This window comes from Streptomyces himastatinicus ATCC 53653, assembly GCF_000158915.1.
Lineage (GTDB): Bacteria > Actinomycetota > Actinomycetes > Streptomycetales > Streptomycetaceae > Streptomyces > Streptomyces himastatinicus.
This window is the reverse complement of the sequence record NZ_GG657754.1, coordinates 2,088,659-2,095,301: the sequence shown is the minus strand read 5'-3', so window position 1 is coordinate 2,095,301 and position 6,643 is coordinate 2,088,659. Positions and strand designations below refer to the sequence as shown.

Genomic DNA, 6,643 nt, shown 5'->3' with positions numbered 1-6,643 from the left:
GCGGGCCGCGGTGCGCGGGCTGCCCGGCCGCTGTCCGAGGCTGCTCGGGACGATGCTGTCCCGGCCCGAACTGACATATCGCGAGATCGCGGGTGAGTTGGGTATCTCACAGGGCAGTCTCGGCCCGGTACGTTCCCGATGTCTGGGTTGCCTGCGCAGAATGCTCACGGCGGAGGTTGCGGCTCCTGAACCGTGGGGAAAGGAGCGTTAGACAATCGGCGCCCGGGAGGCGGCCACCACCCTGTGGCGTCTCCCATCCAGGCATATCAACCCCGGTCGCCCCTACCCTCAGGCGGCCGGTGGACCGAGAAAAGGGGAGGCATGCGCACATGGGCATGAGCGTGACCATCTCCGCGGCGACCGCGGACGACGCCGAGCAGATCCTCAAGCTCCAGTACCTGTGTTATCAGGGTGAGGCCGAGCTCTACGGGGACTACTCCATCGAACCGCTGACGCAGACGCTCGACGACCTGCGCGCCGAACTGGGCCAGGGCTGTGTGCTGGTGGCCCGGCTCGGCGAGGAGGTCGTCGGCTCGGTCCGGGGCGCCGTCGACGACAAGGGCACGGCCGCGATCGGCAAGCTCATCGTCCACCCGCGGATGCAGCGGCACGGGCTCGGCGGGCGGCTGCTCGCGGCGATCGAGGCCCAGCTCGCGGAGGAGCGCGCCGCCAAGCGCTACCGGCTGGCCACGGGCCATCGCAGTGACGGCAACCTCCGGCTGTACCGCAAGTACGGGTACGCCCAGGTCGGCACCCAGGAGGTCAACCGCCGCCTGAGCCTGGTCACGCTGGAAAAGGACGCCTCCATGTCGGCCTTCGCGGCCAGCGCGTAGCGCGACACGGGACGGGCCGTACTGGGCGTTTCGTCGCCGGGTGCGGCCCACCGCCCAGCCCCTCCGGCGTTTGAGGAGCGGGGTCCGGGGCGGAGCCTCCCACGCGGCGGAGCCGCATATCGATACTGCGGGAAGGGGCGGGGTGGGGGACTAGCCCTCGCGGCGAGAGCCCCGCAGCCACATGAGCCCCGTCACCGGCAGGAAGATCGGGATGAACAGGTAGCCCATCCCGTAGTCCGACCACACCGTCTGGTCGGGGAACGCCGAGGGGTCGACGAGGGTCCAGGTGCCGACCGTCAGCACACCCAGCAGCTCCGCCCCGCAACACACCATCGCCGCCTTGCGCGCACCCTCCCCGCCCCGCACCAGCGAGACCGTGATGAAGGCGTACACCACGGCGGAGACCGCCGAGAGGATGTAGGCGAGCGGCGCCTCGTCGTACTGCGCGATCAGCTGGTAGATCGAGCGCGACGCCGCGGCCACCGTGAACACCCCGTAGAGCATCACCAGCAGCCGCCCGGGCCCCTGCCCGAGCCCGGTGCGCTCACGTTCCGCCGACTCAGCCACCCACGCCTCCCCAGATGTCGTACAGCCGTACCTCCAGCACGGCCAGCACCACGGCCGCCGCCGCGACCGTGGCCGAGCCCCAGCGGGTCCGCTCCGCCAGCGACATGAACGCCGCGATCGGCACGGCCAGCGCCGAGCCGATCAGATACGCGATGAAGATCGCCACGCCCTGCTCGGGGTCGTCGCCCTGCGACAGCCGCACGACCCCGATGACCAGCTGGACGATCGCCAGCAGGGACACCACGGCCATGCCGATGAAGTGCCAGTCCTTGGTGGGCTGGTCGCGGTAGGCGGCGAAACCGCACCACGCGGCGAGCGCGAGGGCGGCCGCGCCGAGCACGGCGGTCAGCACGTCGATCAACGGGACCTCCGCGCGGTGCGGTCCCGCACACAGGGGGTGACAAGCATGGGACGACTGTAATCGGCCCGAATGACCGCGTTGCGATCGGCCCCGTACGCTGCGCCCATGAAGATCACCGCTGACGCGCTGCTGTTCGACAACGACGGAACCCTCGTCTCGTCCATGGAGTCCGTGGTCCGCTGCTGGACTCGCTGGGCCGAGGAGTACGGCGTGACGGAGGAGTTCGCCCGGGTCGAGCTGCACGGCCGCCCGGCGGCCGACATCATCGGCGATCTGCTCCCCGCCGACCGCGTCGCGGAGGCCCGCCGGCGCATCGACGAGCTGGAGGTCGAGGACGTCCCGGGCGGGGTGCGGCTGCTGCCCGGCACCCTGGACCTGCTGGCCGGGCTGCCGCAGGAGCGCTGGGCCGTGGTGACCTCCGCGGGCCGTGCGCTGGCCGAGGCCCGCCTCGCCGAGGCCGGAATACGCCCCGGGCTGCTGATCACCGCGGACGACATCACCCGCGGCAAGCCGGACCCCGAGCCGTTCCTGCTGGCCGCCGGGAAGCTGGGCGCGGACCCGGCCCGCTGCGTGGTCTTCGAGGACGCCCCGGCCGGGCTCGCCGCCGCCCGGGCCGCCGGGATGCGGACCGTGGCGTTGACCACAACGACCATCCGCGAGGAGCTGGACGCCGACATCGTGGTGGCGGACCTGTCGGCCGTGTCGGCACGGGCCGTCGACGGGGGAGTGGAGATCATCGCGGGGGAGTGACCCCCGACCGGAAGCGACCGGAAGCGACCCCTATTGTCCACGGACTGGTCTTTGATGTCCGTCATACGGACACGCTTGATCGGCCCGTCAGGGTCTCTGGTTTACTGGCGGCCATGACCACGACGAGCTGCCGCACCCCTGCGACCGAGGCGATGATGACGCCCGGTGCTCGTTGTCGGTGTCGAATGTGTGACCGCTGAGGGTCCCCGCTCGAGCCTCGCGCCCCGAAGCGAGCCCCGCTGAGCCATGTCCGCGCGCCCGCGTGCTGGACCGGCCTGCCCCGCGTCAACGGATCCCGAGCCGCGCCCACACACGCGCACGCCCTCGGCCCGCCCCCGCCGCTTCCGTAAGGAATGAACCGTGCCCGGCGGCACAACCGCCCTGCACTCAACAGTGACGGAAACCCTGTGATCACCACTACGGACCTGACAAAGGTCTACCGCTCACGAGGCCGCGAGGTCACCGCCCTCGACGGCGTCGATCTGCATGTCCGCGAGGGTGAGGTGTACGGCGTCGTCGGTCAGAGCGGCGCCGGGAAGTCCACCCTCATCCGCTGCGTCAACCTCCTGGAGCGCCCCAGCTCCGGCACGGTCACCGTGGCCGGTCAGGACCTGACCGCGCTCGCGGGGCGCGGCCGGCGTGCCGGTTCCGCGCTGCGCCAGGCGCGCAGCCGGATCGGCATGGTCTTCCAGCACTTCAACCTGCTCTCCTCGCGCACGGTGCGCGACAACGTCGAGCTGCCGCTGGAGATCCTCGGCGTCTCCGGCAAGGAGCGCACCCGCAAGGCCCTGGAGCTGCTGGACCTGGTCGGCCTCGCCGACAAGGCCAAGGCGTACCCCGCGCAGCTCTCCGGTGGCCAGAAGCAGCGCGTCGGCATCGCCCGCGCGCTCGCGGGCGACCCGAAGGTGCTGCTGTCCGACGAGGCGACCTCCGCGCTCGACCCCGAGACCACCCGCTCGATCCTCCAGCTGCTGCGCGACCTCAACCGGCAGCTGGGCCTCACCGTGCTGCTGATCACGCACGAGATGGACGTCGTGAAGACCATCTGCGACTCGGCCGCGCTGATGAGCGACGGCCGGATCGTGGAGTCCGGCAAGGTCACCGACCTGCTGGCCACCCCCGGCTCCCAGCTGGCCCAGGAGCTGTTCCCGGTCGGCGGGGTGCCCTCGGCCGAGGACCGCACGGTCGTGGACGTGACGTTCCAGGGCGAGGCCGCCGCCAAGCCGGTGATCTCCCAGCTGTCGCGTACGTACAACATCGACATATCGATCCTCGGTGCCGCGATGGACACCGTCAGCGGCAACCAGGTCGGCCGGATGCGCATCGAGCTGCCCGGCCCGTTCGAGGAGAACGTCGTGCCGATCGGCTTCCTGCGGGAGCAGGGCCTCCAGGTCGACGTGGCCGATGTGGACGCGTCGAAGACTGCCGTGCTCAAGGAGGGCGCCAAGTGACCTGGTCCGAGATGCAGCCCCTGTTGCAGCAGGCGTGTCTGGAGACGCTCTGGATGGTCGGCTGGTCGGCGGTCATCGCGATCCTCGGCGGACTGCCGCTCGGTGTGCTGCTGGTGCTCACCGACCGGGGCGGCGTGCTGCCGAACGTGGTCGTGAACAAGGTCGTCGGCCAGATCGTCAACATCGCGCGCTCGATGCCGTTCATCATCCTCATGGTCGCGCTGATCTCCTTCACCCGCGCGATCGTCGGCACCACCATCGGCCCCGCGGCCGCGATCGTGCCGCTCGCGATCGGCGCCATCCCCTTCTACGCCCGCCTCGTGGAGACCTCGGTGCGCGAGGTCGACGGCGGGCTGGTGGAGGCCGTGCAGTCGATGGGCGGCTCCACCTGGACCGTCGTACGCAAGGTCCTGCTGCCCGAGTCGCTGCCGTCGCTGATCTCCAGCGCGACCACGACGATCGTCGCGCTCATCGGCTACTCGGCGATGGCCGGAACGGTCGGCGCGGGCGGTCTGGGCGACCTCGCCGTCCGCTACGGCTACCAGCGGTTCGAGACCGAGCTGATGTGGATCACCGTGGCCATCCTCGCGGTGGTCATCTCCGTCATCCAGTTCGCCGGTGACCTCGCGGCCCGCGCGCTCTCCCACCGCAGCCCCGCCTCGGCCGCGCCCCGGCTGGTGCTGCCGCGCTCCCGTAAGCCCCGGAGCGGCGAGACCGCCGGGACCCCGGCCGCCGACAAGGCCGACCAGGCCGGGACCGACGAGCCGGGCGAGACCGCCCAGCTGACCAAGACTCCCTGACACTCCGTCCCCGAAAGGCACTTTTCGTGCGTAACAGCATCAAGACCACCGCCACCCTGCTCGCCGCCGCCGTGCTCGCCGCCGGTGCCTCCGCCTGCTCCCCGCCGAGCAAGGGGGGCGGCGACAAGAACGGCGCGCTGATCGTCGGCGCGAACCCCGTCCCGCACGCCGAGATACTCAACTACGTCAAGGACCATCTGGCGAAGAAGGAGGGGCTCAAGCTGGAGGTGAAGGAGTTCACCGACTACAACTCGCTGAACCCCGCCACCCAGGACGGCTCGGTGGACGCCAACTACTTCCAGAACAAGCCGTTCCTCGACGACTACAAGAAGAAGCGCGGCGGCGACATCGTGCCCGTGGTCACCGTGCACCTGGAGCCGCTCGGCCTCTTCTCCCACAAGGCGAAGAAGGCCGACGACCTCAAGAAGGGCGCCACCGTCGCCGTCCCCAACGACGCGGTGAACGAGGCCCGGGCGCTCCAGCTGCTGTCTGACCACGGCGTCATCAAGCTCAAGAAGGGCGTCGGTACCGAGGCCACCCCCAAGGACATCGCCGACAACCCCAAGGACCTGAAGTTCAAGGAGCTGGAGGCACCCCAGCTGCCGCGGTCCCTGGACGATGTGGACGCCGCGGTCATCAACGGCAATTACGCCATCCAGGCCAAGCTCAACCCCGCCAAGGAAGCGCTGATCCTGGAGTCCCCGGACAACAGCCCCTACGGCAACTTCCTCGCCGTGAAGAAGGGCAACGAGGACGACCCGCGGGTCAAGAAGCTCGCCAAGCTCCTCACCTCCCCGCAGGTGAAGAAGTTCATCAAGGACAAGTACGACGGATCCGTCCTCGCGTCGTTCTGACACCTACGATTCTGAAAAACGGCCGACTGAACACGCAAGGCTCCGCATCCGGGCGACAATCGGATGCGGAGCCTTCCGTTTCCGCACCCCGTGCTGCATTGAGCAGGAGTGATGCTGCATGCTGGGCTCTTCGCCACGACTTTGAAACGACCCGGTTACGGAGCGGCGCATGACATCCACTTTCCCGGACATCTCCATCAGCACGGAACGGCTGGTGCTGCGCCCGTTCGAGGAAGCGGACCTGCCCGCGCTCACGGACATGATGAACGACGAACTCGTCATCACCTGGAGCCGGGCCCCCTACCCGTACACCCACCGCGACGCACGCGACCAGGCGATGCGGCTCGCCCCCGCCGAACGCACCACGGGGCGCGGAATCGTCTTCGCGGTCGCCGAATTCCTCACCCAGCGGCTCGTCGGAATCATCCATCTGCGCAACACCGACTGGAAGGTTCTGGGCACCGAGATCAGCTATATCACCGCCCCCTGGGCGCGCGGTGAGGGCTATGCCGTGGAGGCGGTGCTGGCCGTCGCCCGCTGGCTGTTCCAGGACCAGAAGTTCGAGCGGATGGAGCTGCGTACCGCCGCCGGGAACACCGCGGGCCAGCAGGTCGCGCAGAAGGTCGGGTGTATCAGCGAAGGCGTGCTCCGCAACGCGTACATATCGCGCACCCAGATGGAGGACGGCGGCTGGACCGATCTGCGCACCGACCTCATCGTCTGGAGCCTGCTTCCCGAGGACCTCGAGGGCGCGCCCGAGCAACGGGACGAGGGCGAGGGCATCAGCGTCTTCCCCACGTACTCCGAGTACACCGACTGGCGCTGAACCCCGGCGCGCCGCGCCTCCGGTGCGCCCCCGGCGCACCACCTCCGCCCCTGCCCCCGGTCCGGCGGCCCGGGCCGGGCGGGGTAACCTCTCCGGGCTGAGCACCTGCGGGCCGGCCCGCCCACCGCCGCGATACGCGCGTCCACGGCACACGCACCGCGGGCGCACCCCGCCACGGCCGCCGCGGCACGCCACCCGCGG

General features: G+C 70.0%; 8 protein-coding genes and 1 pseudogene. 7 read left to right on the top strand and 2 right to left on the bottom strand.

Annotation, left to right across the window (positions count from 1 at the left end):
* A pseudogene (locus tag SSOG_RS55750) lies at window positions 1-211 on the top strand (sigma-70 family RNA polymerase sigma factor); the annotation flags it as partial.
* A gap of 118 nt (window positions 212-329) precedes the next feature.
* Window positions 330-833, top strand: coding sequence for a GNAT family N-acetyltransferase (locus tag SSOG_RS08230; protein ID WP_039936906.1), 504 nt, complete (start codon window positions 330-332; stop codon window positions 831-833).
* A gap of 150 nt (window positions 834-983) precedes the next feature.
* On the opposite strand, the gene SSOG_RS08225 is transcribed toward SSOG_RS08230, so the two are convergent.
* Both SSOG_RS08225 and SSOG_RS08220 read right to left on the bottom strand, forming a co-directional pair.
* Window positions 984-1,400: a hypothetical protein gene (locus tag SSOG_RS08225; protein ID WP_009713746.1), complete on the bottom strand. Its 417-nt coding sequence runs from the start codon at window positions 1,398-1,400 to the stop codon at window positions 984-986.
* On the bottom strand, window positions 1,393-1,761 hold the full coding sequence (locus tag SSOG_RS08220) for a hypothetical protein (RefSeq protein WP_039936904.1): 369 nt from the start codon (window positions 1,759-1,761) through the stop codon (window positions 1,393-1,395). The genes SSOG_RS08225 and SSOG_RS08220 overlap by 8 nt, the downstream gene beginning before the upstream one ends.
* Window positions 1,762-1,866: 105 nt before the next feature.
* Here SSOG_RS08220 and SSOG_RS08215 point away from each other — a divergent pair, with 105 nt between their 5' ends.
* The 5 genes from SSOG_RS08215 (at window position 1,867) to SSOG_RS08195 (ending at window position 6,442) form a co-directional block, all read left to right on the top strand.
* Window positions 1,867-2,511 (top strand): HAD-IA family hydrolase, encoded by a 645-nt coding sequence (locus tag SSOG_RS08215; RefSeq protein ID WP_039936902.1) that lies wholly within the window; start codon window positions 1,867-1,869, stop codon window positions 2,509-2,511.
* A 407-nt stretch (window positions 2,512-2,918) separates the two neighbouring features.
* Window positions 2,919-3,962: a methionine ABC transporter ATP-binding protein gene (locus tag SSOG_RS08210; RefSeq protein ID WP_039936901.1), complete on the top strand. Its 1,044-nt coding sequence runs from the start codon at window positions 2,919-2,921 to the stop codon at window positions 3,960-3,962.
* Entirely contained in the window at window positions 3,959-4,762 is an 804-nt protein-coding gene (locus SSOG_RS08205; RefSeq protein WP_009713742.1) for a methionine ABC transporter permease, read from the top strand. The genes SSOG_RS08210 and SSOG_RS08205 overlap by 4 nt, the downstream gene beginning before the upstream one ends.
* A 26-nt stretch (window positions 4,763-4,788) precedes the next feature.
* Window positions 4,789-5,616: a MetQ/NlpA family ABC transporter substrate-binding protein gene (locus tag SSOG_RS08200; RefSeq protein ID WP_009713741.1), complete on the top strand. Its 828-nt coding sequence runs from the start codon at window positions 4,789-4,791 to the stop codon at window positions 5,614-5,616.
* A 169-nt stretch (window positions 5,617-5,785) separates the two neighbouring features.
* Entirely contained in the window at window positions 5,786-6,442 is a 657-nt protein-coding gene (locus SSOG_RS08195) for a GNAT family N-acetyltransferase (protein WP_009713740.1), read from the top strand.
* The last annotated feature ends 201 nt before the right edge of the window (window positions 6,443-6,643 follow it).

Excerpts from the sequence above, each read along its gene's own strand:
- SSOG_RS08195 (WP_009713740.1), top strand. The coding sequence starts at position 5,786 with ATGACATCCACTTTCCCGGACATCTCCATCAGCACGGAACGGCTGGTG.
- SSOG_RS08230 (WP_039936906.1), top strand. The coding sequence starts at position 330 with ATGGGCATGAGCGTGACCATCTCCGCGGCGACCGCGGACGACGCCGAG.
- SSOG_RS08215 (WP_039936902.1), top strand. The coding sequence starts at position 1,867 with ATGAAGATCACCGCTGACGCGCTGCTGTTCGACAACGACGGAACCCTC.